Origin of the sequence: Salinicola endophyticus (assembly GCF_003206575.1) — a bacterium.
Taxonomy (GTDB): domain Bacteria; phylum Pseudomonadota; class Gammaproteobacteria; order Pseudomonadales; family Halomonadaceae; genus Salinicola; species Salinicola endophyticus.
This window is the reverse complement of sequence record NZ_PZJO01000009.1, coordinates 103,708-129,653: the sequence shown is the minus strand read 5'-3', so window position 1 is coordinate 129,653 and position 25,946 is coordinate 103,708. Positions and strand designations below refer to the sequence as shown.

Below are 25,946 nucleotides of genomic sequence, written 5' to 3'. Positions count from 1 at the left end.
CCCTCTCAGTGCAGTTTCATCTTGGGGCGCAGGTAACGGTTGAGCCCGTCCACGACCACCGTCATGCCGGTCTTGAACAGGCCGTGGATCGCCATCTGGTGCATGCGATAGAGCGAGGCGTAGAACAGCTTCGCCAGCCGGCCCTCGATGAACAGGCTGCGCGCCGAGGTGCCGCGCATCAGGCTGCCGACCGCCTCGAAGTGTGCCAGCGAGATCAGCGAGCCGCGGTCATGGTAGACGAACGGCTTGAGCGGCTTGCCGGCCATCGCCGCGCGCAGGTTGTGGTAGCAGTGGGTCGCCTGCTGATGAGCCGCCTGGGCCCGTGGCGGCACCCGCTTGTCGTCGTCCTGGGGGCAGGCGGCGCAGTCGCCGAAGGCGAAGATGCGTTCGTCGTCGAGACTCTGCAGCGTCTGGTGCACCTTGAGCTGATGATTGCGCTCGGTGGCGAGGCCCAGCTCGGAGAGGAAGGCCGGGGCGCGGATACCTGCCGCCCATACGCTCAGGTCGGTCATCAGCGGTTCGCCATCGGCGGTGATGAAACCGTGCTCGTTGGCTTCGGTGACCCGGGTATCGACATGGATCTTGACCCCCAGGCGCTCGAGCTCGCCGTGCACCGCGCGGCTGATGCGTTCGGGCAGCGCCGGCAGCACACGCGGGGCGGCCTCGATCAGGTGCACCTCGAGCTTGCCGCTGTCGAGGGCGGTGAAGCCGTAGCTGTGCAGCATCTTCGAAGCGCCGAACAGCTCCGCCGCGAGCTCCACCCCGGTGGCCCCCGCGCCGACCAGACCGACGGTCAGCTTGGGGTGGGTGCGCCGTTCCGGATCGCTGTAGCGCAGGAAGGTGTTGAGCATGTTGCGGCGGAACTCCTCCGCCTGCTGCGGGCTGTCGATGAAGTGACAGTGCTTGGCCACGCCGGGGGTGCCGAAGTCGTTGGAGACGCTGCCCACCGATAGGACCAGGTAGTCGTAGGCGATCTGGCGTGCCGGCAGCACCACGACGTCGTCGGCGTCGTGTATCGGTTCCAGGGTGATGGTGCGGGCGTCGCGGTCGATGCCGCTCAGGGTGCCGCGCTGAAAGCGGTAGCCGTTGTGCTTCGAGTGGCCCTGATAGGAGACCTCGTCGAGACCCGAGTCGAGGGTGCCGGTGGCGACCTCGTGCAGCAGCGGTTTCCAGATGTGGGTGGGGTTGCGGTCGACGAGCACGATGTCGGCGCGCTGGCGTTTGCCCAGCTTGCGGCCCAGGCGGGTCGCGAGCTCGAGGCCGCCGGCACCTCCACCGACCACCACGATACGCGGTGTGGTCATGGCAGAAGACTCCTTGCGGAAGCGATGAAAACGAAGGGGAAAGTGTCTGCGCTGGCGTCGAGTGACGTCGCTGCCCGGCGGCCGCGGCCGATACGGTGAGCGAGCGCGGGATGAAGTGGAATGACGCGATCCGTGGCAGATGAGATGACGCGGAGGGCTACAGCAGGGATCACAGTCACGAAAAGGCCGGTCGACTCGACGAAAGTATAGCCGGTAGGATACGCCCATCGCTGCCGCTTGGCACCCGCGAATGGTGCTGCGGCGCCGCCTCTGGAGACTGCACACGATGCTGCCCCTGCTCGACGACATCCGCCTCATCGCCTTCGATCTCGACGGCACCCTGATCGACTCCGTTCCCGATCTCGCCGCGGCGGTGGACGCCATGCTGGGCGACCTGACGTGGCCGCCCGCGGGCGAGGCCAAGGTGCGCGACTGGGTCGGCAATGGTTCGCACCTGCTGGTGGCCCGGGCGCTCGCGGACGCGGGCGGCAGCGCTGCCGACGAGGCGACGCTGTCGCGCGCCCATGCGCGCTTCCTGGCGCACTACCGTGCCGCCCCCTGTGCGCGTACCCGGGTGTTCCCCGGGGTCCGCGAGGCCCTCGACGCGCTCGACGCGCGCGGCCTGGTGCTGGCGCTGGTCACCAACAAGCCGGCGGCTTTCATCGACCCGATCCTCGAGGCGCTGGCGCTGCGCGACTACTTCCGCCTGACCCTGGGCGGCGACTCGCTGCCCGAGAAGAAGCCGCACCCGGCGCCGCTGCTGCATCTGGCCGCGCACTTCGAGATCGCGCCGCATCACTGCCTGATGGTGGGGGACTCGCGCCACGATATCGAAGCGGGCAAGCGTGCCGGCTTTCGTACCCTGGCGGTGCCCTACGGCTACAATCACGGCGAGCCGGTGGCGGCGAGCGCCCCCGACGGTCTAGTTGAATCGCTTCAGGAACTCGTTTAGGGTTTTTCGACCGGCCCCGCGCCCGCTTTGGCGCCGGCCGCTAGCCACCATTTTCACGCCCTTTTCTCTGGACCGAGCCCCGCATGCAACCGGATAGCCGACGCCCCGTGTGTTCCAGCGCCCTGATGCGCCACGTCAAGCGTTGGCGATGGTGACTGTCAGCCCGATTGCCGTATCTGCCTGTCGCTGATTTCCCCTGTTGGAGCCCGGTCTCATGACGATGACCCCCGAGCGTTTTGCCGAGCTGGCGCAAGCCGGCTACAACCGTATTCCCGTGACCCGCGACGTGCTCGCCGATCTGGACACGCCGCTGTCGACCTATCTCAAGCTGGCCGATGCCCCCTGGACCTTCCTGCTCGAATCGGTGCAGGGCGGGGAGAAGTGGGGGCGTTATTCGATCATCGGCCTGCCCAGCCGCGAGCGCGTCGAGGTGCGCGGCTTCACCGTGCGCCACCTGGTCGACGGCGAGCAGCATGGGGTCGCCGAGGTGGCCGATCCGCTGGCCTGGATCGAGCAGTTCCAGGCGCGCTTCAAGGTGCCGCACCTGGATGATCAGCCGCGCTTCGACGGCGGTCTGGTGGGCTACTTCGGCTATGACACCATTCGCTACATCGAGCCGCGTCTGCGCAGCGAGCGCGCCGCCGAGAAGCCCGACCCGATCGGGGTGCCGGACATCCTGCTGATGGTGTGCGACGAGCTGGTGGTGTTCGATAACCTCTCCGGCCGGCTGCAGCTGTGGACCCACGCCGACCCCGAGGAGGCCGATGCGCTGGCCTCGGCCTGGGAACGGCTCGAAGCGCTCGAGCTCAAGCTGCGTAGTGCGACCTTCAACACCCTGAGCCCGGGCACCGGGCGCAACGACGTGGCCGAGCACGACTTCCACGCCAGTTTCAGCGAGCAGGGCTACAAGGAGGCGGTGGCACGTATCAAGGAGTACGTGCTGGCCGGCGATCTGATGCAGTGCGTGCCCTCCCAGCGCATGTCGATCCCCTATCAGGCGCCGCCGCTGGATCTCTACCGCGCGCTGCGTAGCCTCAACCCGTCGCCCTACATGTTCTTCCTCCATCTGGGCGATCATCACGTGATCGGCGCCTCGCCGGAGATACTGACCCGGCTGGAGGGCGACGAGGTCACGGTGCGGCCGATCGCCGGTACCCGCCCGCGCGGCGCCACGCCGGCCCAGGACAAGGCGCTGGAGGAGGAGCTGCTGGCCGATCCCAAGGAGATCGCCGAGCATCTGATGCTGATCGATCTGGGGCGCAACGACATCGGTCGCATCAGTCAGACCGGGACGGTGGAGGTGACCGATCGCATGGCGATCGAGCGCTACTCCCACGTCATGCACATCGTCTCCAACGTCACCGGCAAGCTGCGTGGCGGCATGTCGGCGATGGACGTGCTGCGTGCCACCTTCCCTGCGGGCACGCTCTCCGGGGCGCCCAAGATCCGCGCGCTGGAGGTGATCGACGAGCTCGAACCGGTCAAGCGCGGCATCTACTCCGGCGCGGTGGGCTATCTCTCCTGGCACGGCAACATGGACATGGCGATCGCCATCCGTACCGCCGTGCTCAAGGATGGCGAGCTGCACGTGCAGGCGGGTGGCGGCATCGTCGCCGACTCCGACCCCGACGACGAGTGGCAGGAGACGCTCAACAAGCGCCGCGCGCTGTTCCGCGCCGTGGCGATGGCGGAGAAGGGGCTCGACAACCTCGAGTGATGCCATCGGCTGTCATCTGCGTGTCATGCTTGTCGCTTTCCATCGGGAGGCATGACACATGCCGATTCCGCTCTCCCCGATGATCCCCGATCCGCTGTCGCCGCCGCGCGGCAGCGCGCCATGAAACTTGCCTGGCGCTGGTGGCGGGTGGCCCTGGCGGCGGGGCTCGGCGTCGCCCTGTGCGTGCTGTTCGCGGCGCACGGCGGCGTGCCCCACGGCTGGCTCGAGGAGCTGCAGCTGCTGCCGTTCACCCTTGCCATGATCGTGCTGCCGGCGCTGGGCGTGCCGATGACCCCCTTCTTCATTGTCGCCGGGCTGCGCTTCGGCGTGGCCGGCGGCCTCGCCGTGGCCGCGCTGGCGACGCTGTGCAATCTGCTGCTCTGCTACGCCATCGCGCACAGCCGCCTGCGCCCGCGTCTACGTCAGCTGCTCCAGCGGCGCTTTCCCGCGCTGGCGGAGCTCGATGTAGATCGCCGCAGCGCTTGGCGGGTCACCTTCCTGATCAAGCTGGTGCCGGGCGTGCCGATGTTCATCAAGCACTACGCCCTCGGTGTGGCCGGTGTGCCGCGCTCGATCTATCTCACGGTGGCGCTGCTGACCACAGGCCCTTACGGGGTGGCCTTTGTGGTCCTGGGAGAGTCCGCCCTGAGCGGGGATCTGGGGCAGGCCCTGGGGGCGCTGGCGGCGCTCGCGCTGATTGCGGTGTCGCTGCTGGCCTGGCGTCAGGCACGTCGACGTCGCCTGACACGGCGGGCGGCGCAGGGCGAATAGATGGCAGAGAGACGGCGAAGAAACGTTGAAGGCCCGGCTCGCTGTGGAGCCGGCATCACCGCCGGCGTTGGGGCCGGCGGTGATGTGGGGCGTGTTGGCTCAGTCGGCCTGGTTTAGTCGGCCTGGTTCAGTCGACCTGGCCCAGCAGCAGGAACTCGATCAGTGCCTTCTGCGCGTGCAGGCGGTTGCCGGCTTCCTGCCACACCACCGCGCGCGGGTCGTCGAGCAGGGTAGTGCTGATCTCTTCGCCGCGATGCGCGGGCAGGCAGTGCAGGAAGATGGCGTCGGCGGCGGCCTGGTCGAGCAGCGCTTCGGTGACCTGGAAGCCGTCGAAATCGCGCTCGCGCTTGGCCTGCTCCTCCTCCTGGCCCATCGAGGCCCACACGTCGGTGGTCACCAGGTCGGCACCGCGTACGGCCGTGGCGGGGTCGCGCACGATCAGCGCGTTATCACCAGCGGCGTCGAGGATGTCCTGGCGCGGCTCATAGCCCTGCGGACAGCAGATGCGCAGCTGGAAGTCGAACTGACGGGCGGCGTTGATCCAGGAGTGGCACATGTTGTTGCCGTCGCCGATCCACACCGCGGTCTTGCCCTTGACCGGGCCTCGGCACTCGGTCCAGGTCATGACATCGGCGAGCAGCTGGCACGGATGGTAGTCGTCGGTGAGGGCGTTGATCACCGGCACCGTGCTGCTGGCGGCAAACGTCTCGAGACCATCGTGGGAGAAGGTGCGAATCATCACCGCATCGACCATCTCCGAAAGCACCCTTGCGGTATCGCCGATCGGCTCGCCGCGGCCGAGCTGGGTATCGCGCGGTGACAGGAACAGCGCGTGCCCGCCGAACTGGGCCATCGCGGTCTCGAACGAGACCCGGGTACGGGTCGAGGACTTCTCGAAGATCATCGCCAGGGTACGATTGCTGAAGGGCGTATAGGTCGGCCCTTGGGTCTTCAGTGTGTTCTTGATCTTGATCGCGCGCTGAATCAGATAGGCGAGCTCGTCGCGGGAGAGATCCAGCAGGGTCAGAAAGTGGCGTGCGCTCATGGGCAGTTCCCGTTCGTTTTGGCCAAGGAATCACTGCATAAATGCCTGCACAAGCGAATGGCTGCGTTACGCGGTACTAGAAAGCTCGCCTAACCTCATGTTATGTCTCGCTTTCTGCGTTCCGGGCGCCTTGCCCTTCATCCTGTTCGGCGATTTATCCAGCGTTTCACTAATTCTGCGGCAGCGCCCCTCGCGCCGCGCGGCAAACTCGAATGCCGGTCGCCGGGTGGCGGCGGCCGGTTCGCTGCAGAGCAGACCCAGCATCGCGCGGTAGCGGCCGCGGGGGGAGAGCCCTGCAAAGAAAAAAAGCGCCGTGAGCGAAAAGCCGTCGGAACGGTTCGCTGAACGGCGCCGTCACCGGCGGAGCTGCCTGCCGGTTCGTGCGAGATCCTTCATCCTAACCAGCCCCCCGCAGCCGCGCAATGGCCCGCGGTGGCGGCGCCGAGCAGGCGTGGGGCGGCGATCGCCGGGGCAGGGGTGTTTTCGCGCCACGTCATCAGTAGAATGAGCCTCACGGTCAAACTTCATCTGTAGCCACGCGACGGGCGCCGTGTTCGCGCTCGTCCCGTCAAAGGACGTCCCATGAGCGATACCCTCGACACCATCAAGCAGCAGATCGGCGACAACGCGATTCTGCTCTATATGAAAGGCACCCCGCAGCTGCCGCAGTGCGGCTTCTCCGCCCAGGCGGTGCAGGCGCTGATGGCCTGCGGCGAGCGTTTCGCCTTCGTCAACATCCTGGACAACCCGGACATCCGTGCCGAGCTGCCCAAGTACGCCAGCTGGCCGACCTTCCCGCAGCTGTGGATCGACGGCGAGCTGGTCGGCGGCTGCGACATCATCGTCGAGATGTACCAGAGCGGTGAGCTCGAGCCGATGGTGAAGGAAGCGGCGGCGAAGTCGGCGGAAGCTTCCAGCGACAGCTGAGGAAAAGCGGCCACCGGCCGCGAGTCTAGGTACGAACGCCAACGCCGCCCCGGATTCGGGGCGGCGTTGGCGTTTTTAGAGAGGCGTTTTCAGCCTGGCGAGTCGAGACATGCAAGGCGCGCTCGAGGTGATGACCGCGAGCGCGGGTAATGGAGAGGCAGGGCGGGCTGGGCTCAAATATCCTCGAAGCCCTGCTCCCGCATCGCCAGGTGCCAGCCGCCGAGATCCTTGAAGCGGTTGACAATGGCGCAGAACAGCGCGGCGGTGCGCTCGGTATCGTAGCTGGCCGAGTGCGCCTCGGCGTTGTCGAACTCGATGCCGGCGGCCTGGCAGGCGCGGGCGAGCACGGTCTGACCGTAGGCCAGCGCCGACAGGGTGGCGGTGTCGAAGCTCGAGAAGGGGTGGAACGGGTTGCGCTTGATGCCGCAGCGCTGGATCGCGGCGTTCAAGAAGCCGTGATCGAAGGCGGCGTTGTGCCCGACCAGAATCGCCCGCGTGCAGCCATGGGACTTGATCGTCTTGCGGATCGGCTTGAACAGACCGTCCAGCGCCTCTTTCTCGCTCACCGCGATCTGCTGGCGGAAGGGGCTGTCGAGATCGATGCCGGTGAAGTCCAGCGCCGACTGCTCGACGTTGGCCCCCGCGAATGGCACCACATGGAAGGAGAGCGTTTCCAGTGGCAGCAGGTTGCCCTGTTCGTCCATCGTCAGCGGCACCGCCGCGACCTCGAGCAGGGCATCGGTGGCGGCGTTGAAGCCGCCGGTCTCGATATCGACCACCACCGGGAGATATCCACGAAAACGCTGCGCCATCAGCTCTCTCGTGCTGGCGTCCGACATGCAAGTACTCCCGTTGCCTGGGGTGGCGGCGATGGCACCGCCCGAATCGAAGCAGCGCCGCGTGGCACGTTCTTGTGAGACGGCCGCCGTGGCGCTGACGTTAGTGGCGAAAAGTCTAGCAGTTTCGGGCCTCGGCGTCCCGCCACTCGGTGTTCGCGCGGGGGCGGGGGCGTTATAATCCGGGATCGATTCACGCGTACAGCAGCCCGTGCCGCCCGCCGCGGGCTGCAGTGCCACCATCAGCCACGCTCGGCGCGAGCCGTTCGAGCGCTCGGGGTGTCATACCCCTCGAGACGTCACACCCAAGGAGTTGCCGCATGTCCGATATCAAGAAGGTCGTCCTCGCCTATTCTGGCGGCCTTGATACATCCGTGATCGTGAAGTGGCTGCAGGAGACCTATGCCTGTGAAGTAGTCACCTTCACCGCCGATATCGGCCAGGGCGAAGAGGTCGAGCCCGCTCGCGCCAAGGCGCAGGCGCTCGGGGTCAAGGAGATCTACATCGAGGACCTGCGCGAGGAGTTCGTGCGCGACTACGTCTACCCGATGTTCCGCGCCAACACCATCTACGAGGGCGAGTACCTGCTGGGCACCTCCATCGCGCGTCCGCTGATCGCCAAGCGGCTGATCGAGATCGCCAACGAGACTGGCGCCGACGCCATCTCCCACGGCGCCACCGGCAAGGGCAACGACCAGGTGCGCTTCGAGCTGGGGGCCTACGCGCTCAAGCCGGGGGTCAAGGTGATCGCGCCGTGGCGCGAGTGGGATCTCACCTCCCGCGAGAAGCTGATGAACTACTGCGAAGAGCACCAGATTCCGGTGGACTTCTCCAAGAGCAAGAAGAAGTCGCCCTATTCGATGGATGCCAACCTGCTGCACATCTCCTACGAGGGCGGCATTCTCGAGGATCCGTGGGCCGAGGCCGAGGAGGAGATGTGGCGCTGGAGCGTGTCGCCCGAAGAGGCGCCGGATACCCCGACCTATCTCGAACTCACCTTCGAGAAGGGTGACGTGGTGGCGATCGACGGCGAGCGTCTGAAGCCGCACGAGGTGCTGGCCAAGCTCAACCAGCTCGGCGGCGACAACGGTGTCGGGCGTCTCGATATCGTCGAGAACCGCTATGTCGGCATGAAGTCCCGGGGCTGCTACGAAACGCCGGGAGGCACCATCCTGCTGCGTGCCCACCGCGCCATCGAGTCGATCACCCTGGATCGCGAAGCGGCCCATCTGAAAGACGAGCTGATGCCGAAGTACGCCAAGACCATCTACAACGGCTACTGGTGGAGCCCGGAGCGTCGCATGCTGCAGGCCGCCATCGACGAGACCCAGACCTTCGTCAACGGCGTGGTGCGGGTCAAGCTCTACAAGGGCAGCGCGACAGTGGTGGGGCGCAAGTCCGAGCAGTCGCTGTTCGACGAGTCGATCGCGACCTTCGAGGATGATGCCGGCGCCTACGACCAGAAAGACGCCGAGGGCTTCATCAAGCTCAACGCCCTGCGTCTGCGCATCGCCGCCGGCAAGGGCCGTTCCGCCAGCTGAGGCCAAGACCGGCGCGATACCGCGCCGGTCATCGCACGAGGGGAGGTTGCCATGCTCAAGAAACTGTTCTCCGGCTTGCTGGGTGGCGAGCGCACGGCGGATAGCGCCAAGCCGCAGAAGGAGCGCGAGGCGGTCGAGTACAAGGGGTTCTTGATCGTGCCGGCGCCGCAGGCGGCCAACGGTCAGTACCGGGTCAGCGGCTGGATTCGCAAGCCCGGCGACGATGGTCAGGTGCGCGAGCGGCGCTTCGAACGCTCCGACGTGGTGCCCGGCGAAGACGCCTGCGTGGCGCTGATGGTGAGCAAGAGCCAGCGCTATATCGATGATATCGGTGACGCGATGTTCGAGCAGGCGCACTGAGCCCGGCCATTCCCCTGGCCAACCGATGACGGCGCCTCCGGGCGCCGTCGTCTTTTGTGCCAACCGGCGCGCTCGACGGGAGTGCACGTCTCTGCTCGACAAGGTCCCTGGCGGGTGAGCGTCTTGGCGAGTCGAAGCCTTGGCCCGAGACAACCTTGACGGGAGAAAGCCTTTGCCCGAGATGGACTCATGAAAGCGCTACTGTTGTCCGCCTACGCCGCGGTGAGCCATCGGGTCTGGGCCGATGGATTGATGAACGCCTTCCCTGAGGTCGAGTGGACGCGCCTGGAGCTGCCGCCGCGCCACTTCGCCTGGTCGATCCGTGCCAACCCGCTGATCTGGCAGGTCACCCAGGAGGCGGCGCTGGCACAGACCTACGATCTGGTGGTGGCGACCTCGATGGTGGATCTGGCCACTCTGGTCGGGCTCTGCCCGGCGCTGGGTCTGGCGCACAAGGTGGTCTACTTCCACGAGAACCAGTTTGCCTTTCCCGCCTCCGCACACCAGACGCCGCGCCCCGAGCCGATGATGGTCAATCTCTATGCCGCCTTGGCGGCGGATAGCGTGGTGTTCAACAGCCGCTACAACCGCGATAGCTTCTGTGACGGCGTGCGCGCCTTTCTCGCCCGTATGCCGGGGCGGGTGTGTCCGGCGACGTGGCTCGACGGCCTGGCCGAGCGGGCGCAGCTGCTGCCGGTACCGCTGCCCACGATGGCGCAGCGCCCGGCGAACGGCGGCCACCGGATCGTGTGGAACCACCGCTGGGAGTACGACAAGAATCCGGAGGCGTTCTTTGCCGCGCTGGCGCGGCTGATCGAGGAGGAGGTGGCGTTCGAGGTCGCCGTGATGGGCCAGCAGTTCCGCAACCGCCCGGCGATCTTCGATCAGGCCCGCGACTGGCTGGGTGAGCGCGTGGTGTGCTGGGGCGAGCAGCCGAGCGACGTTTATGCCCGGATGCTCGAGTCGAGCGCCATCGTGGTCTCCACCACCGATCATGAATTCCAGGGGCTGGCGATCATGGAGGCGGTGACCCGCGGATGCGTGCCGCTGGTGCCTGACCGGCTCTGCTTCCCCGACTACTACGATGACGCCTACCGTTATCGCGGCGATAGCGAGGCGCTGGCCATGCGCCTGGGGCAGTGGCTGCGTCATCCCGAGCAGCGCCCGGCGCTGCCCGACGCCCGCGCCTGGCAGTGGCCGCACTGGCGTGATGCCTATGCCGCTGTGCTGGGCCTGGGGGCCAGCGCCTGACCGGGCGAATCATGCCGGTGGCGGCGAACCCGATAACCCCCTATCGTTAAGCTCAGTTCGCGCTGCCGGCCAAGGATGCCCTGCCCATGATCGTCGTTCATCACCTGGAAAACTCCCGCTCCCAGCGGATTCTCTGGTTGCTCGAAGAGCTGGAACTCGAATACGAGATCGAGGTCTATCGACGCGACCCCGAGACCATGTTGGCACCGGCGGCGCTGAAACGGATCCATCCGCTCGGCAAGTCGCCGGTCCTTACCGATGACGCCCATACGGTCGCGGAATCCGGCGCGATCATCGAGTATCTCGTCTCCCGCTATCATGGCGAAGCCCTGGTGCCGGAGGCGGATACGCCGGAGCGGCTGCGTTACACCTACTGGATGCATTACGCCGAAGGCTCGGCCATGCCACTGCTGGTGATGAGGCTGGTTTTTTCGAAGTTGGGCAAGCCGCCCGTGCCCGCGGTCATTCGGCCCATCGGCAAGCTGCTGGCCAACGGGGTCCGGCAGAAGTTCCTCGACCCCCAGCTCGAGAGGCATCTCGATTACTGGGAGAGTGAACTGAGCCAGCATGCGTGGTTCGCAGGAGAGACCTTCAGCGCGGCCGACATTCAGATGAGTTTCCCGTTGCTGGCGGCGGAAAGTCGTGCCGACCTCTCCAAGCGTCCGCATATCAGAAAAGTGTTGCAGAAGATGCGCGACCGTCCGGCCTATCAGAGAGCGATCGAGAGAGGCGGGGAGCTGCGGCTGTGAGGCCTTGCGCATCCCGGTCGGGCGAGACGGGATGATCGGCTCTGTCTTGTCTGCGCGAATTGCCGGTCTTGTCAGAGGGTGTTCCCCTCTCAGCCCTCCGTGCCTTGCCATGGATCGAGGAGTATCTATGCGTATTTTTACCTGGAAGTTCGCCGTCGTGGCGGGGTTGAGCAGTATCAGTCTGTTGTCGTCGCTCGCCTGGGCCCAGGCGCAGCAGAGCGATTCGCCGTTCGACCAGCAGCCGGAGGCTCGCCTGGCCTGCAGCAAGCTGCAGACGCAGATCGAGCAGACGATTCGCGCCAATGGGGCGCGCCACTTCCTGCTGGAGATCGTCGATAACGCGCAGGTCGAGGGCGGCGTGGTACGGGCCGGTGAGCCGCATGCCGGTGCCGAAGTGGTGGGCAGCTGTGATGGGGGGACACGCAAGATCGTCTACAGCCGCCACGGCGCGACCGAGAGCAGTGCGCCGGCTGCCGTCTCGACGCCGGAGGCGCCTGCCTCGGATGCTGCTGCGGCTGGCTCGGACAGGCCGGCAGCGGGTGCCGAGCCATCCCAGGCTGAGCCCTCCGCCGCGACCATGGGCGACACTGACACTGCCGGTGATGAGTCCTCCAACGCCGGGGCGGCCGATAGCGCGGTCTCCCAGCCCGAGGCGCCGACGCCCGAGACGGGCAGCGCCAAGGCAGAAGGGCAACCCGCCGATGGCCTGGGTCGCCAGGACGCGGACGGGCGGGTGCGGGATACGCTGAAGCCGGCCACCTCGCCCTGAGACGAGGCTCCGTACGGAAGCAGTCTGTGCTTGGCAATACGGCGTTAGACATCGGCTCGAAGCGCTCATTGACACCCCGTGAACTGGAGCGACGGATCGGTCCGTTTTCGCCGATTGCTGTCGTCTCTTCGCTCGCCGACTTTTCGTACAAACCCTAGCGCGGTGAGGCGCCGGCATCACCGCGCTCAGGCGATCTCGACCTTGTCGGGATACTCGCACAGATCCTCGATCACACAGCTGCCGCAGCGCGGCTTGCGCGCCAGACAGGTGTAGCGGCCGTGCAGGATCAGCCAGTGATGCGCATCCTTGAGATACGCCTTGGGTACGTGGCGCAGCAGCTTCTGCTCGACCTCCAGCACGTTCTTGCCCTGGGCGATGCGGGTGCGGTTGGCGACGCGAAAGATATGCGTGTCGACCGCCATCGTCAGTTCACCGAAGGCGGTGTTGAGAATCACGTTGGCGGTCTTGCGCCCCACGCCGGGTAGCGCTTCCAGCTCGGCGCGGGTGCGCGGGATCTCTCCCGCGTAGTGTTCGGCCAGGATATGGCAGGTCTTCATCAGGTTCTCGGCCTTGGTGTTGTAGAGGCCGATGGTCTTGATGTGCTCCTTGAGCCCGTCGAGTCCGAGATCGATGATCGCCTGCGGGGTGTTGGCCACCGGGAACAGCCTGGCGGTGGCCTTGTTGACGCCGACATCGGTGGCCTGGGCCGAGAGCAGGACCGCCGCCAGCAGCTCGAACGGTGTGGTCCAGTTCAACTCGGTGGTCGGGTTGGGGTTGTGCGCCTTCAGACGGGCGAAGATCTGTTCACGCTTGCTCGCGTTCATGCGGCTATCTCGCTGTGGCTCTCTCGGGCCGGATTCGCTGGCCTGGGCTTTCTGGGCTTTCTGGGCTGAATGTGCTGGCTGACGTTCATGGGCCAGCACCGCTCGGCCAGATTCAAGGGGCCGTTTCGTGTGACGTCGGCTTGGCCCCGCGGGCCTGGCGCAGATGGGTCTCGGCTTCGCTGACCTGCGCCCGCGCGCGTTCGGCCTCGGCGTGCTTGCCCTCACGCTCAAGCCGGGCCGCGGTCTGCCGCGCCTTGCGCAGCGCCTGCTCGGCGGCGGCCACGGCGATATGCGGCACTGTCGGGGCGGCGGGTGCCGATGGCGTGCTCCCCAGCTGGCGCTCGATGTCTGCCCGCTGGGCTTCCAGTGCCGCCAGGCGCTGGTCGAGGGCGGCCCGCGTCTCGCCGCTGGCCTGATCCCGCTGACGCTGTAGACGTCTGGCCTTGGCACTGAGGGTGGCGCGCTGCGCCTTAAGGGCGGTGGCGTCCACCGCCGCGCTGGGCGCGGCCGTCTCGGCCTGGGCGCGGGTGGCGGCCAGGCGGCGTTCGCGCTTGCGCCGTTTCTCCTCGGCCTTGTGCACCAGGCGGCGATTGCGCGCCTCGAAGCGCCGGCGCCCGTTGGCGGCACGCCAGTCGAGATAGCGCTGGCGCTCGGCCGTATCGGTGGCGTTCTGCCACTGCGGATGCGCGACGAGATCGATGCAGTCGACCGGGCAGGGCGCCACGCACAGCTCGCAGCCGGTGCACTCGGACGCGATCACGCTGTGCATCTGTTTGGCCGCACCGAGGATCGCATCCACCGGGCAGGCCTGGATGCATTTGGTGCAGCCGATGCACTCGGCCTCGCGGATCACCGCCAGCAGCGGTGTCTGGGCGGGCTCGATCAGCGCCAGCGCGGGGCGACCGGTGAGCGCTGCCAGGCGGTCTCGGGTCGCCTCGCCGCCGGGCGGGCAGCGGTTGACGGCTTCGCCGGCGACGATCGCCTCGGCATAGGGGCGGCAACCCGGGTGGCCGCACTTGCCGCACTGGGTCTGGGGCAGTTCGGCGTCGATACGTTCGACGCTGATCTCGGCAAGGGACAAGCGCAGGCTCCGGGTCGGGAAAAGCGCCTCATTATAGCCCCTTGCTGCTGGCGCTTCGAGGCGTCGCTGGCGCCGGCCTGAAACGACAGCGCGCGGCCGGAAGGCCGCGCGCGACGGGGAGTGGCGCCGTGTCAGCGCAGGGCTCAGGTCACGCGGCTGCCAGGCTGGGCGCCGCTATCCGGCGACAGCAGGTAGATGCCGGCGTCTTTCTGATCAGGGGCGTCGCCGGCGGCCAGCACCATGCCCTCGGACACGCCGAAGCGCATCTTGCGCGGCGCCAGGTTGGCGACCATCACCGTCAGCCGGCCTTCGAGCGCCTCGGGGGCGTAGACCTTGCGGATGCCGGAAAAGACCGTGCGTGTCTCGCCGCCCAGGTCGAGGGTCAGCTTGAGCAGCTTGTTGGAGCCTTCGACATATTCGGCGCGCTGAATTTCGGCGATACGCAGATCCACCTTGAGGAAGTCACCGAAGGCGATTTCGTCGGCGATCGGCGTCTCGGCCAAGGGTGAGGGTCCGGCCGGCCGAGCGTCACCGCCATCGGTCAGCTTCTTCTCCTCGGCGAGCACCTCCTTGGAAGCCTCGATCATGGCGGCGATCTTGTCGCTTTCGACCCGGGTCATCAGCGGCTTGAACTTGCCGATGGCGTGATCCTCGAGCACCTGCTGACGGCTGGCCCAGTCGAGCGAGTCGAGCTGCAGGAAGTGACGCGCCTGTTCGGCCATCGCCGGTACCACCGGCTGCAGGTAGACCATCAACGTGCGGAACAGGTTGATGCCCACTGAACAGATGTCGATCACCTCCTGCTCGCGCCCTCCCTCCTTGGCCAGCACCCAGGGCGCCTGGTCGGCGATATAGGTGTTGGCTTCGTCGGCGAGCTCCATGATCCGGCGCATGGCGCGGCCGAACTCGCGGGCCTCGAAGTCGGCGGCGATCTCGTCACCCGCGGCGATGAAGCGGGCGATGAGTTCCGGCTCGGCACACTGGGCGGAGAGCTGGCCGCCGGCGAGCTTGTTGATGAAGCCGGCGCAGCGGCTGGCGATGTTGACCACCTTGCCGACCAGGTCGGCGTTGACGCGGGCGGCGAAGTCCTCGAGGTTGAGATCGAGATCGTCGACGCGGGAGCTCAGCTTGGCGGCGAAGTAGTAACGCAGATACTCCGGGTTGAGATGCTCGGCATAGGTCTGCGCCTTGATGAAGGTGCCACGGGACTTGGACATCTTGGCCCCGTTGACGGTCACGAAGCCGTGGCAGTTGATGCCGCTCGGCGTGCGCATGCCGGCACCTTCGAGCATCGCCGGCCAGAACAGGGCGTGGAAGTAGACGATGTCCTTGCCGATGAAGTGGTAGACCTCGGCGTCGGAGTCCGCCTTCCAGTAGCTGTCGAAATCGAGGCCTTCGCGCTCGCACAGATTCTGGAAGCTGGCCAGATAGCCGATCGGCGCGTCCAGCCAGACGTAGAAATACTTACCTGGGGCGTCGGGGATCTCGAAGCCGAAGTAGGGCGCATCGCGGGAGATGTCCCACTCGTTGAGCCCGGCATCGAACCACTCCTGCAGCTTGTTGGCGATCTGCGGCTGGACCCGGCCGGAGCGCGTCCAGCGTTTCAGGAAGTCTTCGAAATCCGGCAGCTTGAAGAAGTAGTGGGTCGAGGTGCGTACCTCGGGGGTGGCGCCGCTGATCGCCGACACCGGGTTGATCAGCTCCGCCGGGGTGTAGGTGGCGCCGCAGGCTTCGCAGTTGTCGCCGTACTGGTCTGCGGTGCCGCACTTGGGACAGGTGCCCTTGATGAAGCGGTCGGCCAGGAACATGCCCTTGACCGGATCGAACATCTGTTCGATGTCGCGGGTACTGATATGACCGGCGTCGCGCAGGGCGCGGTAGATGCGCTCGCTATGGGCCCGGTTCTCTTCCGAGTGGGTCGAGTGGTAGTTGTCGAAGGCGACTCCGAAGCGGGCGAAGTCCGCCTGGTGCTCGTCGCTCACCTTCTGGATCAGCTGCTCCGGCGTCAGGCCCTCCTGCTCGGCGCGCAGCATGATCGCGGTGCCGTGGGCGTCGTCGGCGCAGACATAGTGGCACTCGTGGCCGCGGCTCTTCTGGAAGCGCACCCAGATATCGGTCTGGATGTACTCCAGCAGGTGGCCCAGGTGAATCGAGCCGTTGGCGTAGGGCAGGGCACTGGTGACCAGAATCTGGCGCGAGAGCGAAGCGTTGTTCGACATGGTGACTAGACGATTCCCGTGACGAAATCCCCGCGGAGCTCACTGGAGACGCCGCCGGGATGAATAGGCTGTAGACTTGGGCGACGATTGTAGCATCGCTGACGCCGATGCGCGCTGCCCATGCCGCGGGCCGCGATCGTGTGGTCACCTGACGTGCCGCTGGTGCGGATCGGTCGCGGTGAATCGCCTGCCATGAAGCGACCGCCGCCAAGCGACTGTCGTGAAACGACCGTCTCTGAGAAAAGAGGAGAGCCCTTGATGCAGACAGAGGCAAGCCGCCCTTCGGCACGCTCACCGATGCCGTGGGGGCGCTGGGTATGCCTGGGCTTCGTGCTGCTGTGGTTCACGCTCGGCGGCATCGCACACTTTCTCTATGCCGATGCGATGGTCACAATCATTCCGCCGGCGCTGCCCTGGCCGCGATTGGCGGTGTGGGTCAGCGGTGTCTTCGAGCTGCTCGGCGTGGTGGGGCTGCTGCTGCCGCGCTGGCGTCGCCTGGCCGGGTGGGGGCTGGTGCTGCTGACGCTGTGCGTGACCCCGGCCAACGTCTACATGTGGCTGCACGCTGACGCCTTCCCCGCAGTGCCGGGTTGGTTGCTGCTCTGGCGCCTGCCGTTCCAGCTCTGGATTCTGTTCGCCATCGTCGTCGGGGCGGGATTGTGGCGCCGCCGCGACCGCCAGGGGTGACCGGGGAGAGGGCAAGGATAGGCGTCAAGGTGCGGCGGGTCAGAATCCCTGCTGTCACGAGTGTGAAGTAAACCATCTTGAGAAGGTGGAGGGGGTATCCCATTCTCGGTGGCTAGTGGCAGGCAAGTGCGCTTCACCAATCGTCGAGGATGGGTCATTGAACAAACCGCGTATACGGCTGTGTGCCGTGGCCAAGGATGAAGGGCCTTATCTGGCCGAGTGGGTCTTTCATCACCTGCACGTGGGATTCGATGAGATCCACGTCCTGCTCAACCGCACCTCGGACGCCTCGGCGGCGGTGCTCGCGCGTATCGGGCAGGCGTACCCCCAGGTCACCTTCGAGTTCATCGACTGGGTCGATCTGTGCGACCCCAGCGTCGGGCGCAAGCTGCAGACCATCGCCTACGCCAAGGCGCTGGTAGACGCCCGCGCGGCGGGGGTCGACTGGCTGATGTTCCTGGATATCGACGAGTTCTGGACGGCGCAGGATCTGGCGACCCGCGTGGATCAGCTGATCGCGCGACTGTGCGGCGACACGCCGCGACCGATCAGCTTCCTGTGGCACTGCGAGCTGGGCCAGGCGCAGGCGTTCTGCGCGCTGCAGAACGGCGCCGGCTACGAACTCTCGTCGCACCTGAAGACGCTGTTCCCGATTCAGGGCATCGAGATCCAGCACGTGCGCGTGCACCATCCGATCTTCGGCCGCGACGTGGTGCCGCTCGACGCCGATGGCCATCCGATGGTCTACAGCGACACCCAGCCGGAGCTGGCCGACAACTCGGCGATCGTCCCGCGTCAGGCTTATGTGATCCACCGCATGTACCGCTCCGAGGAGGAGTACCTGGCGCTGCTGCTGCGCGGGCGCCCCTCGGGCAAGCAGCAGCTCAAGACCAACCGTCCGGGCTACCGTTCGCACCGCAACGTCAAGGTGGGGCGGCGGATGGTCTGGCCGGGCGAGGTCTTCGCTGCCTATGACCGGGCCAAGCGTGACTTCATGCAGCGGCTGGAGATCAGTGCGCTGATCGAGCGCGACCGCGAGGCGATCCGCCAGCGCGCCGCACGGGCGGTGGCGATGCTGCTGGCGCTGGTCGAGGAGGGCGACCCGGATGGCGCCACCCGCTTCCTGCGCGGCACCCGCCATGAAGCGGCCCTGGCCGCACGGCTCGCCGCCCACGGCGGTGCAGAGGCGCTCGGGCGCACTGCGGCTTCGGGCTGAGCAGGGGGCGAGCGACGGCGGGGAGCGGATGTTACAGTTAGCGGCCGAAGTGTCTCGCCGCTGACTGCCTGGAACCCCCTCGATGCCCGATGTCGATCTCTCTCAATCGCTGTGGATGCTGCTGGCCTTCGTCGCCCTGGGCTGGGTGGCGGCGCGGCGACTGAAGCTCGATCCGCGCCCCATCGCCACGCTGCTGATCTACCTGATCTCGCCGCTGACCTTCTTCAACGCCCTGACCCAGGGGCAACCCAGCATCGACAAGCTGGCGCTCACCTTCGGCGTGGTGCTGCTCTCGTCGCTGTTGTGTCTTGCGGTGAACGCCGTGGCGGGACGCTTCTACGCCGAACAGGAGCGGGCGCTGCTGGCCTTCTCCGCGGGCACCGGCAACACCGGCTATTTCGGCTTCCCCATCGCGCTGGTGCTGCTGCCGCCGGAGGGCGTGACGCAGTATCTGTTCTGCATGCTGGGCATTTCGCTCTACGAGTTCACGGTCGGTTTCTACATCAGCGCGCGGGGCCAGTTCTCGGTGCGCGAGAGCCTGTCTCGGCTGGCCCGGCTGCCGCTGATCTACGCCTTTGCCGGTGGCATGCTGATCAGCGCCCTGGGCTGGCAGGTGCCGCAGCCGGTCAGTGAAGGGCTGGGCTACTTCAAGTACTGCTTCACCGTGCTCGGCATGATGATCATCGGCATGACGCTGGGCCGCATCAGTTGGCGCGCGGTGGATGTCGCCTTCGTCGTCGGCTGCGTGGTGACCCGCTTCGTGGTCTGGCCGCTGGCGACCCTGGCGCTGGCGGTAGCGCTGCGCTTGCTGGGCGACGCCTCCGACTCGCTGGTGCTGGCATTCCTGCTGGTGGGGGCGGTGCCGATGGCGGCCAACGTGGTGGTGATCGCCATGGAGCTGAATATCCGCCCCGAAAAGGGGGCCATCGCCGTGCTGCTGACCACGCTCGCCGCGCCGCTGCTGATTCCGCTCTATCTGGGTCTGGTACTACCCTGGGTGCTGGCGCTGTAGGGCGGCCCCGGGTGGCGGGGGGTGGCGGGTTCGAAATCCGGAATCTCCTTGCCCAGGATGTAGCGCTTGCGTAGCTGCGCCGAGAGCGCATCGATCAGCATCACGATCACCACCAGGCAGAGCGTGATGAACATCACCACATCCCAGTGCCATAGCCGCATGTTCTCGGCGTAGATCAGGCCAACTCCACCGGCGCCGACGAAACCGAGTACGGCTGCCGAGCGCGTGTTGGACTCCAGCTGGTAGAGGCTCAGGGAGAGAAAGGTCGGGAAGGATTGGGTGAAGACCCCGAGGCGATACTTCTGCAGGCTGTTGGCACCGACGGCGTTCAAGCCACGGGTCGGCTCTTTGGCGACCGCTTCGTGCCCCTCGGCGTAGAGCTTGCCGAGCAGCCCCGTGTCCTGCACCAGGATCGCCAGGGCGCCTGCCAGTGGACCCAGGCCAACGGCACTGACGAAGATCAGGCCCCAGATCGCCATATCCACTCCACGCAAGATATCGAAGAGGCGGCGCATCAGGAAGCCGATCGGACGCAGCCACACGGACGACATGACGTTGCGCGCGGCGAGGAACGAGCAGGGAAGTGCGATCAGCGTGGCGGTCAGGGTGCCGGTGAAGACGATCGCCACGGTGATGAAGATCTGCGTGAGATAGTAGTCGAAGGGCCAGTGCCAGAAGTCCCGCCAGATAAACATGTGCAGGAAGTAGTGGCCCAGCTTGCCAAGGCCGATCAGCGCCTGCTGTGGCGAAATACCGTACTGCAGTAAAAAGAGACCATAGAACACCACCACGGCGAGGCCCGACAGGCCCAGTCGTCGCAGGTAACGCCCTTGGGCGCGAAAGAGTTCGGGATTTTGGCGTTCGATCCGGGCCACCTCTGCCGGGGTCGGCGCCTTGATGAGACTCGTCACGATGTCGGCTCCAGAACGCGGCGGCGAATTCGGCTCGAGAGGCTGTCGAGCAGCGACACCACCAGAATGATCAGTATCAGCGTGATGCTGACCTGGTCGTAACGGCTGAGCTGGATATTGGTCATCAGCTCCTGCCCGATGCCGCCGGCACCGACGAGGCCGAGAATGGTGGACTGGCGGAAGTTGATCTCCAGGCGCATGAAGCTGTAGGAGAGCAGGGTGGGTTTGACCTGTGGCCATAGCCCAAAGCGAACCGCCTGCACTGGCCCGGCACCGCAGGCAAGCAGCCCGCTCACTGGTCTGGGCGACGCGCTTTCGATCGCTTCGTAGAAGAGTTTGGTCAAGCTGCCGATGGTGTGCAGCGCCAGGGCCAGAAAGCCCGGAATGGCGCCGACGCCGAAGGCCATCACGAACATCACCGCCCAGGCGAGTTCGGGCATGGTGCGCAGAAAGGCGCTGACCGTGCGAATGGCTTGCCGCAGCGGCCTGGGGGCGGGACCGTTGTTGGCCGCGAGAAAGGCCAGCAAGATCGCCAGCATGGCCGAGATGATGGTCGCGGCGAAGGCCAGATTGAGCGTTTCCCAGATCAGCGGTAGCTGGATATGGAGTCGATAGCCCCAGTAGGCGAGCGAGCCCTTGGTATGTACGTCGGCAAAGAGATCGGCGAGATGGAGTACCGGCAGGGTCTTGAAGAGATAGTCGAACAGATGAGGAAGCGCATGCCACAGCGTCGTGAGATGAAATTCCGAGAAGTGCGTGGAACCCAGGTAGAGCCCCAGGATGGCCAGTGACCAGATCGTCGACTCGCGCTGCTGGATGCGCCGCATGCGACGGTAGTAGCGTTCGAATTCCGGGTGGGACGAGAGCGTTTTCATGGTGGTGCCAGTTCGGTGGGCTGAGGGCGACGCATCGCATGGAGAGAAGACGGACACGGCTATAGCGTGTCCGTCTGTCGGTGCATCTAGCGGCGATGCCCGAGGGCCGTCAGCGAGGGGCCAGGGGGCGCCTTCAGCGGTGATCGAGCAGCTCACGCTTCATGTCGATGATGTCCTGATAGTCGGACACCGAGGCCGGGACGATGTGAAGCTTGCCACCGGCGGCCTTGACGAAGCAGTCGTGATCGTTCTTGTCGAGCTCGTGGAGGGCGGCGACCAGACGCTTCTTGAAGTCATCCGGCAGATCGTGGCGTACCAGTATCGGGCCGTTGGGGATCAGCTTCGATTGCCAGATGATGCGCACCTTGTCCATCAGATCAGGATGGTCGAGCTGAACGAGTCGGCGAAAGGCGCCTGCCGAATAGCCCTCTTCCCGATCACCGACCATCGAACTCCAGGTGACGGCGCCGGCAAACTGGTCGTTGAGCACGCCCAGGATGTCCTGTTCATGACCGCCGGAGAAGGTCACGTTGGAAAAGAAGCCATCGTAATCGTTGTCCATCGAACCGCCGAACTTCTTCTGGAAGGTGTGGTTGGGAATCAGAAAGCCGGAGGTCGAGTTGGGATCGGCGAAGCCGAAGGTCTTGCCCTTGAGATCCTCGAGTGTCTGGTAGGGGCTATCGGATTTCACCAGGACCACCGAGTAGTAACCCTTGGCATCGTCGCTGTCGTTGGCAGTGATGCCCACCAGATCGACGGCCTTGGGGTTCTCGATATAGACCGAGGCGTAGGAAGAGGGCGACATGTTGATCACCAGATCGATCTTGTCGCTGAGCAGGCCCTGGATGACGCCTTCATAGTCGGAGGCGTTGCGCAACTTCGTATCGACGCCCAGCTTGTCGTCGAGGAAGGTCTTGACGCACTGGTTGTTACCGATCTGCTGGGTGGCGGATTGGCCGCCGAGAATACCCAGGTTAAGCACTTTCGGTGCGCTCTCTGCACTGGCTTGGAAAGCGAGCAGTGTACCCAGCAACAGCGTGGCGGCTTTCAACGTCTTTTTCATGGTTCGATCACCTGAATAACACATGATGGATGGAAAAACGGCGGATGACACAGGGCGCTGAGTCGCGCTCTCTGCATCAGAGAGCGTGAACAAGAGGCGCCATCAACGGGTTCGTTGTTGATGCTTTGATGCATCGAAAAACGGTTTCATTGGCAAACTGATTCATCGACACATACATGCACTGGCAAAGCCTGCCGCTGACAAGCAAGTAGGTTGAAGAAAACTGCCTTGGGCTGACGGGAGGGTCCGCCGAAGCAGCGCCGGCTGACATTGCTCTCGTGTGGTGCCGCCTGTGAGATGACGAGGGCTACGTCATCGCCACGAGAGCGTCGAACGGCAACTAATGCAGCGTGTCTCTGTCGTCGCCGTCGCGTTCGTCACCGTAGAGCTGCTGTAGCAGCGGCTCATCGATGTGATCAGGTTTTCCGTCGAACAGAATTTCACCCTGAGACAGCCCAATGGCTCGGGTGCAGTACTGCTTGACCAGCTCGATCGAGTGCAGATTGACCATGACACCGATGCCCTCGTGACTGATCTGGCGCAGGGCCTCCATGATCCGTTGCGTGTTCCTGGGGTCGAGCGAGGCCACCGGCTCGTCGGCCAGCAGCAGACGCGGCTGTTGCATCAGCGCGCGGCAGATGGCGACGCGTTGCATCTGCCCGCCAGACAAATTCTCGGCGCGCTGCAGCGCTTTCGGCAGCATGCCCAGCCACTCCAGCAGTGCGACGGCACGGGCACGATCGCTGGTGCTGAAGATCTTGAAGAAGGATTTGAGCGATGAGGTGTGATGCAGGCGCCCGAGCAGGACATTGGTCATCACGTCCAGGCGTGGCACGAGGCAGAAGTCCTGGAAGATCATGCCGCACTCGCTGCGCCAGTCACGCCACTGGCGGGCGTTGGCACCCAGAATGTCGCGTTCGCCGCCGCCCTCGGAGTGATAGCGGATTTCCCCTCCGCTGGCGGGTACGGAGCCGTTCATCACATGCAGAAGTGTCGACTTGCCGGCGCCTGAGCGGCCGATGATGGCGACCATCTCGCCGGCGTGGAGGGAGAAGTCGAGGCCTTTCAGGACGCGACGATCACCGTAGGCGGCCTCCAGGCCGGTCACGCTCAAGAGGCGCTCGCCGGTACAGGACACCTGTGGTGATAGCGGCGCCGAGGCGATGCTGGATTGACGGGCGGAGACTTCGAAATGCATTGAGTCCATGGTCACGATGGCCTTGTCGACGGTCGCTCACGCTGGTTTGAGGGCGTTGCCAGCGGCGAATGCCTGGGTGAGCTGGATTAAAACGCGGCAATGTAACCGTGTGGTTACACTTTCGCGAAACGGCTCGAGCTGGCAGGTATCCGCTTTCGGGCCGGTCACGCTACGGGGTGCGGCGGCGCTTTTTCGCGCTGAGTGGGATTACCGGTATGCTAGCGGTCGATGGTGCGGTGGGGTTGCGACGGGTGTGACATACAAGGGTTTCGTATTGACCCGCCACTGGCAGGACGCGCCGGCGGGCACGCGGGTCTGGCTATGGCTGGCGACGGACGCCGGCCCACGCCGGGTCGAGCTGCCGCCGCAGGTGTCGGTGGCCTTCGTGGGGCGCGAGGCGCGGGCCGAGGTCGAGCGGCTGCTGCGCGGCGAGCCGGAAGTGACGCTGCGCGAGCTCGATCTGCGCGACTTCTCGGGGCGGCCGCTGCTGGGGCTCTACTGCCACTCGCATCGACAACTGATGCAGCTCGAACGGCGTCTGGGCGAGGCGGGCATCGAGCTGTTCGAGGCCGACGTGCGCCCGCCGGAGCGCTACTTGATGGAGCGCTTCATCACGGCGCCAGTGATGGTCAGCGGCGTGCCCAACCCGGACGGTTCGCTGCAGCAGGCACAGCTGCGCCCGGCGCCGGACTATCGTCCAGCGCTTTCGCTCTGTTCGCTGGACATCGAGACCAGTGAGCGCGGCGAGCTCTACTCGATCGGCCTGCACGGCTGCGGCCAGCGCATCGTCTATATGCTCGGGCCGCCGGCGGGGGCGGGCGGTGCAGCCGACCGCGAGCGCGACTTCGAGTTGATCTACTGCGACTCGCGGGCCGATCTGCTGCATGCGCTCAACGCCTGGGTCGCGCGTTTCGACCCCGACGCGATCATCGGCTGGAACGTGATCCAGTTCGACCTGCGTCAGTTGCAGCGCCACGCCGAGCGGCTCGACGTGCCGCTGACCCTGGGCCGCGGCGGGGCGCCGCTCGAGTGGCGCGCCCATGGCCACCAGCCCAACCACTACTTCGTGACCATTCCCGGACGTCTCGCCATCGATGGCATCGAGGCGCTGCGTCAGGCGACCTGGAGCTTTCCCTCGTTCAGCCTGGAGAACGTCGCCCAGACCCTGCTGGGTGAGGGCAAGGCGATCGACAATCCCTATCAGCGCATGGCCGACATCAATCGCATGTTCGCCGAGGACAAGCCGGCGCTGGCACGTTACAACCTCAAGGATTGCGAGCTGGTCACGCGGATCTTCGCGCACACCCGGATCGTCGACTTCCTGCTCGAGCGGGCCAGCGTGACCGGGCTGGCGGCGGATCGCAGCGGCGGTTCGGTGGCGGCATTTTCGCATCTCTATTTGCCGCGAATGCATCGGCTGGGGTTCGTGGCGCCCAATCTGGGCAGCCGCGCGGGGGAGGACAGCCCCGGTGGCTATGTCATGGATTCGCGCCCGGGGCTCTACGACTCGGTGCTGGTGCTCGACTTCAAGAGTCTCTATCCGTCGATCATCCGCTCCTTCCTGATCGATCCGGTGGGGCTGATCGAGGGGCTCGCCGATCCCGATCCCGCGCAGGCCGTGCCCGGTTTTCTGGGCGCGCACTTCTCGCGCACCCGGCATGCGCTGCCGGCGATCGTGGCGCAGGTGTGGGAGGGGCGCGAGGCGGCCAAGCGCGAAGGCAACGCGCCGCTCGCCCAGGCGCTCAAGATCATCATGAATGCCTTCTACGGCGTGCTCGGCTCACGCGGCTGCCGCTTCTTCGATCCGCGACTGGCCTCTTCGATCACCATGCGCGGTCACGCGATCATGCACCGTACCCGGGAGCTGATCGAGGCCGAGGGCTACACGGTCATCTACGGCGATACCGACTCCACCTTCGTCTGGCTGGGCGAGGCGCACGCGGAGGAGGCCGCAGCGACGATCGGCCAGCGGCTGGTCGCCCGGGTCAATGCCTGGTGGCGCGATCACCTGCGTGAGCGCTTCGCCCTCGACAGCGCGCTGGAGCTGCAGTACGAGACCCACTACCGGCGCTTTCTGATGCCCACCATTCGCGGCGCCGAAGAGGGCAGCAAGAAGCGCTATGCCGGCCTGGTGGCGCATGCCGACGGCGGCGAGCGTCTGGTGTTCAAGGGGCTGGAGTCGGTGCGCGCCGACTGGTCGCCGCTGGCACAGCAGTTCCAGCGCGAACTCTACCGGCGGATCTTCGTCGGCGAGGGCTATCGCGACTATGTCCGGCGGCTGGTGCGCGAGACCCTGGCTGGTGAGCACGACGACGACCTGGTCTATCGCAAGCGGCTGCGGCGTCGGCTCGGTGACTATCAGCGCAACGTACCTCCGCATGTGCGCGCCGCACGGCTGGCGGACGAGTTCAACCGCCAGCTCGAACGGCCGTTGCAGTACCAGAACGGCGGCTGGATCCGCTATGTGATCACCGTCAACGGGCCCGAGCCGCTGGAAGCGCGGCGCTCGCCGATCGACTATCAGCACTATGTGAGCCGTCAGCTCCAGCCGGTGGCCGACGCTATCCTGCCCTTTGTCGATGATGACTTCACGCGTCTGATCGACCAGCAGCTGGGGCTGTTCTGAGACGCAGCCCCG

23 protein-coding genes are annotated in these 25,946 nt (G+C 65.8%); 13 read left to right on the top strand and 10 right to left on the bottom strand.

Going from position 1 to position 25,946, the window contains the following annotated elements; genetic code table 11:
• Positions 1–5: 5 nt before the first annotated feature.
• Complete coding sequence (locus DOM66_RS16785; protein WP_110676828.1) at positions 6–1,304, bottom strand: NAD(P)/FAD-dependent oxidoreductase; 1,299 nt, start codon at positions 1,302–1,304, stop codon at positions 6–8.
• 286 nt (positions 1,305–1,590) lie between these two features.
• On the opposite strand from DOM66_RS16785, the gene DOM66_RS16780 reads away from it, so the two are divergent.
• From DOM66_RS16780 to DOM66_RS16770, 3 genes are all read left to right on the top strand, one after another.
• Complete coding sequence (locus DOM66_RS16780) at positions 1,591–2,256, top strand: phosphoglycolate phosphatase (protein WP_110676960.1); 666 nt, start codon at positions 1,591–1,593, stop codon at positions 2,254–2,256.
• 220 nt (positions 2,257–2,476) lie between these two features.
• On the top strand, positions 2,477–3,973 hold the full coding sequence (trpE, locus tag DOM66_RS16775; protein ID WP_110676958.1) for an anthranilate synthase component I: 1,497 nt from the start codon (positions 2,477–2,479) through the stop codon (positions 3,971–3,973).
• Between the two features lie 120 nt (positions 3,974–4,093).
• Positions 4,094–4,744, top strand: a complete 651-nt coding sequence (locus tag DOM66_RS16770; RefSeq protein ID WP_157959085.1) for a VTT domain-containing protein — start codon at positions 4,094–4,096, stop codon at positions 4,742–4,744.
• A 127-nt stretch (positions 4,745–4,871) separates the two neighbouring features.
• On the opposite strand, the gene argF is transcribed toward DOM66_RS16770, so the two are convergent.
• A complete protein-coding gene (argF, locus tag DOM66_RS16765; RefSeq protein WP_110676824.1) occupies positions 4,872–5,789 on the bottom strand; it encodes an ornithine carbamoyltransferase in 918 nt (305 codons plus the stop codon).
• A gap of 582 nt (positions 5,790–6,371) precedes the next feature.
• On the opposite strand from argF, the gene grxD reads away from it, so the two are divergent.
• The gene (gene grxD / locus DOM66_RS16760) at positions 6,372–6,716 is read left to right on the top strand and encodes a Grx4 family monothiol glutaredoxin (protein WP_110676822.1); all 345 of its coding nucleotides are present in this window, start codon (positions 6,372–6,374) and stop codon (positions 6,714–6,716) included.
• A 173-nt stretch (positions 6,717–6,889) separates the two neighbouring features.
• On the opposite strand, the gene rnt is transcribed toward grxD, so the two are convergent.
• Positions 6,890–7,555: a ribonuclease T gene (rnt, locus tag DOM66_RS16755; RefSeq protein ID WP_110676820.1), complete on the bottom strand. Its 666-nt coding sequence runs from the start codon at positions 7,553–7,555 to the stop codon at positions 6,890–6,892.
• Between the two features lie 317 nt (positions 7,556–7,872).
• Between rnt and DOM66_RS16750 the strand changes: the two genes are divergently transcribed.
• From DOM66_RS16750 to DOM66_RS16730, 5 genes are all read left to right on the top strand, one after another.
• Positions 7,873–9,093, top strand: coding sequence for an argininosuccinate synthase (locus DOM66_RS16750; protein WP_110676818.1), 1,221 nt, complete (start codon positions 7,873–7,875; stop codon positions 9,091–9,093).
• A gap of 51 nt (positions 9,094–9,144) precedes the next feature.
• The gene (locus tag DOM66_RS16745) at positions 9,145–9,453 is read left to right on the top strand and encodes an HlyU family transcriptional regulator (RefSeq protein WP_110690941.1); all 309 of its coding nucleotides are present in this window, start codon (positions 9,145–9,147) and stop codon (positions 9,451–9,453) included.
• Positions 9,454–9,642: 189 nt separating this feature from the next.
• On the top strand, positions 9,643–10,704 hold the full coding sequence (locus DOM66_RS16740) for a tRNA-queuosine alpha-mannosyltransferase domain-containing protein (RefSeq protein ID WP_110690940.1): 1,062 nt from the start codon (positions 9,643–9,645) through the stop codon (positions 10,702–10,704).
• Positions 10,705–10,790: 86 nt separating this feature from the next.
• Positions 10,791–11,453, top strand: coding sequence for a glutathione S-transferase (locus DOM66_RS16735; RefSeq protein WP_110676813.1), 663 nt, complete (start codon positions 10,791–10,793; stop codon positions 11,451–11,453).
• A 127-nt stretch (positions 11,454–11,580) separates the two neighbouring features.
• Positions 11,581–12,222: a DUF1161 domain-containing protein gene (locus tag DOM66_RS16730; protein ID WP_157959084.1), complete on the top strand. Its 642-nt coding sequence runs from the start codon at positions 11,581–11,583 to the stop codon at positions 12,220–12,222.
• A 185-nt stretch (positions 12,223–12,407) separates the two neighbouring features.
• Here the strand turns inward: DOM66_RS16730 and nth are convergent, their stop codons facing one another.
• The 3 genes from nth to metG all read right to left on the bottom strand — a co-directional run bounded on the left by nth (position 12,408) and on the right by metG (position 16,346).
• Positions 12,408–13,046: an endonuclease III gene (gene nth / locus DOM66_RS16725; RefSeq protein ID WP_110690938.1), complete on the bottom strand. Its 639-nt coding sequence runs from the start codon at positions 13,044–13,046 to the stop codon at positions 12,408–12,410.
• 112 nt (positions 13,047–13,158) lie between these two features.
• Positions 13,159–14,127: an RnfABCDGE type electron transport complex subunit B gene (locus DOM66_RS20025; RefSeq protein WP_110690937.1), complete on the bottom strand. Its 969-nt coding sequence runs from the start codon at positions 14,125–14,127 to the stop codon at positions 13,159–13,161.
• 143 nt (positions 14,128–14,270) lie between these two features.
• Entirely contained in the window at positions 14,271–16,346 is a 2,076-nt protein-coding gene (gene metG, locus DOM66_RS16715) for a methionine--tRNA ligase (RefSeq protein ID WP_110690936.1), read from the bottom strand.
• A gap of 258 nt (positions 16,347–16,604) precedes the next feature.
• Here metG and DOM66_RS16710 point away from each other — a divergent pair, with 258 nt between their 5' ends.
• From DOM66_RS16710 to DOM66_RS16700, 3 genes are all read left to right on the top strand, one after another.
• A complete protein-coding gene (locus DOM66_RS16710) occupies positions 16,605–17,033 on the top strand; it encodes a DoxX family protein (RefSeq protein ID WP_223162047.1) in 429 nt (142 codons plus the stop codon).
• Positions 17,034–17,190: 157 nt separating this feature from the next.
• Positions 17,191–18,249, top strand: a complete 1,059-nt coding sequence (locus tag DOM66_RS16705; RefSeq protein ID WP_157959083.1) for a glycosyltransferase family 2 protein — start codon at positions 17,191–17,193, stop codon at positions 18,247–18,249.
• Positions 18,250–18,331: 82 nt separating this feature from the next.
• Positions 18,332–19,261 carry an AEC family transporter gene (locus tag DOM66_RS16700; protein ID WP_110690934.1) on the top strand — a complete coding sequence of 310 codons (930 nt, stop codon included), beginning with the start codon at positions 18,332–18,334 and terminating at the stop codon, positions 19,259–19,261.
• Here the strand turns inward: DOM66_RS16700 and phnE (DOM66_RS16695) are convergent.
• From phnE (DOM66_RS16695) to phnC, 4 genes are all read right to left on the bottom strand, one after another.
• On the bottom strand, positions 19,222–20,172 hold the full coding sequence (gene phnE, locus DOM66_RS16695; RefSeq protein ID WP_223162045.1) for a phosphonate ABC transporter, permease protein PhnE: 951 nt from the start codon (positions 20,170–20,172) through the stop codon (positions 19,222–19,224). The two genes, DOM66_RS16700 and phnE (DOM66_RS16695), sit on opposite strands and share 40 nt — an antisense overlap.
• On the bottom strand, positions 20,169–21,047 hold the full coding sequence (phnE, locus tag DOM66_RS16690; protein ID WP_110690933.1) for a phosphonate ABC transporter, permease protein PhnE: 879 nt from the start codon (positions 21,045–21,047) through the stop codon (positions 20,169–20,171). Before phnE (DOM66_RS16690) ends, phnE (DOM66_RS16695) begins: the two co-directional genes overlap by 4 nt.
• Positions 21,048–21,180: 133 nt before the next feature.
• Complete coding sequence (phnD, locus tag DOM66_RS16685) at positions 21,181–22,110, bottom strand: phosphonate ABC transporter substrate-binding protein (protein ID WP_110676796.1); 930 nt, start codon at positions 22,108–22,110, stop codon at positions 21,181–21,183.
• A gap of 340 nt (positions 22,111–22,450) precedes the next feature.
• A complete protein-coding gene (gene phnC / locus DOM66_RS16680) occupies positions 22,451–23,317 on the bottom strand; it encodes a phosphonate ABC transporter ATP-binding protein (RefSeq protein ID WP_223162043.1) in 867 nt (288 codons plus the stop codon).
• A gap of 244 nt (positions 23,318–23,561) precedes the next feature.
• Here phnC and DOM66_RS16675 point away from each other — a divergent pair, with 244 nt between their 5' ends.
• Positions 23,562–25,934: a DNA polymerase II gene (locus tag DOM66_RS16675; protein ID WP_245392473.1), complete on the top strand. Its 2,373-nt coding sequence runs from the start codon at positions 23,562–23,564 to the stop codon at positions 25,932–25,934.
• Positions 25,935–25,946 lie beyond the last annotated feature (12 nt).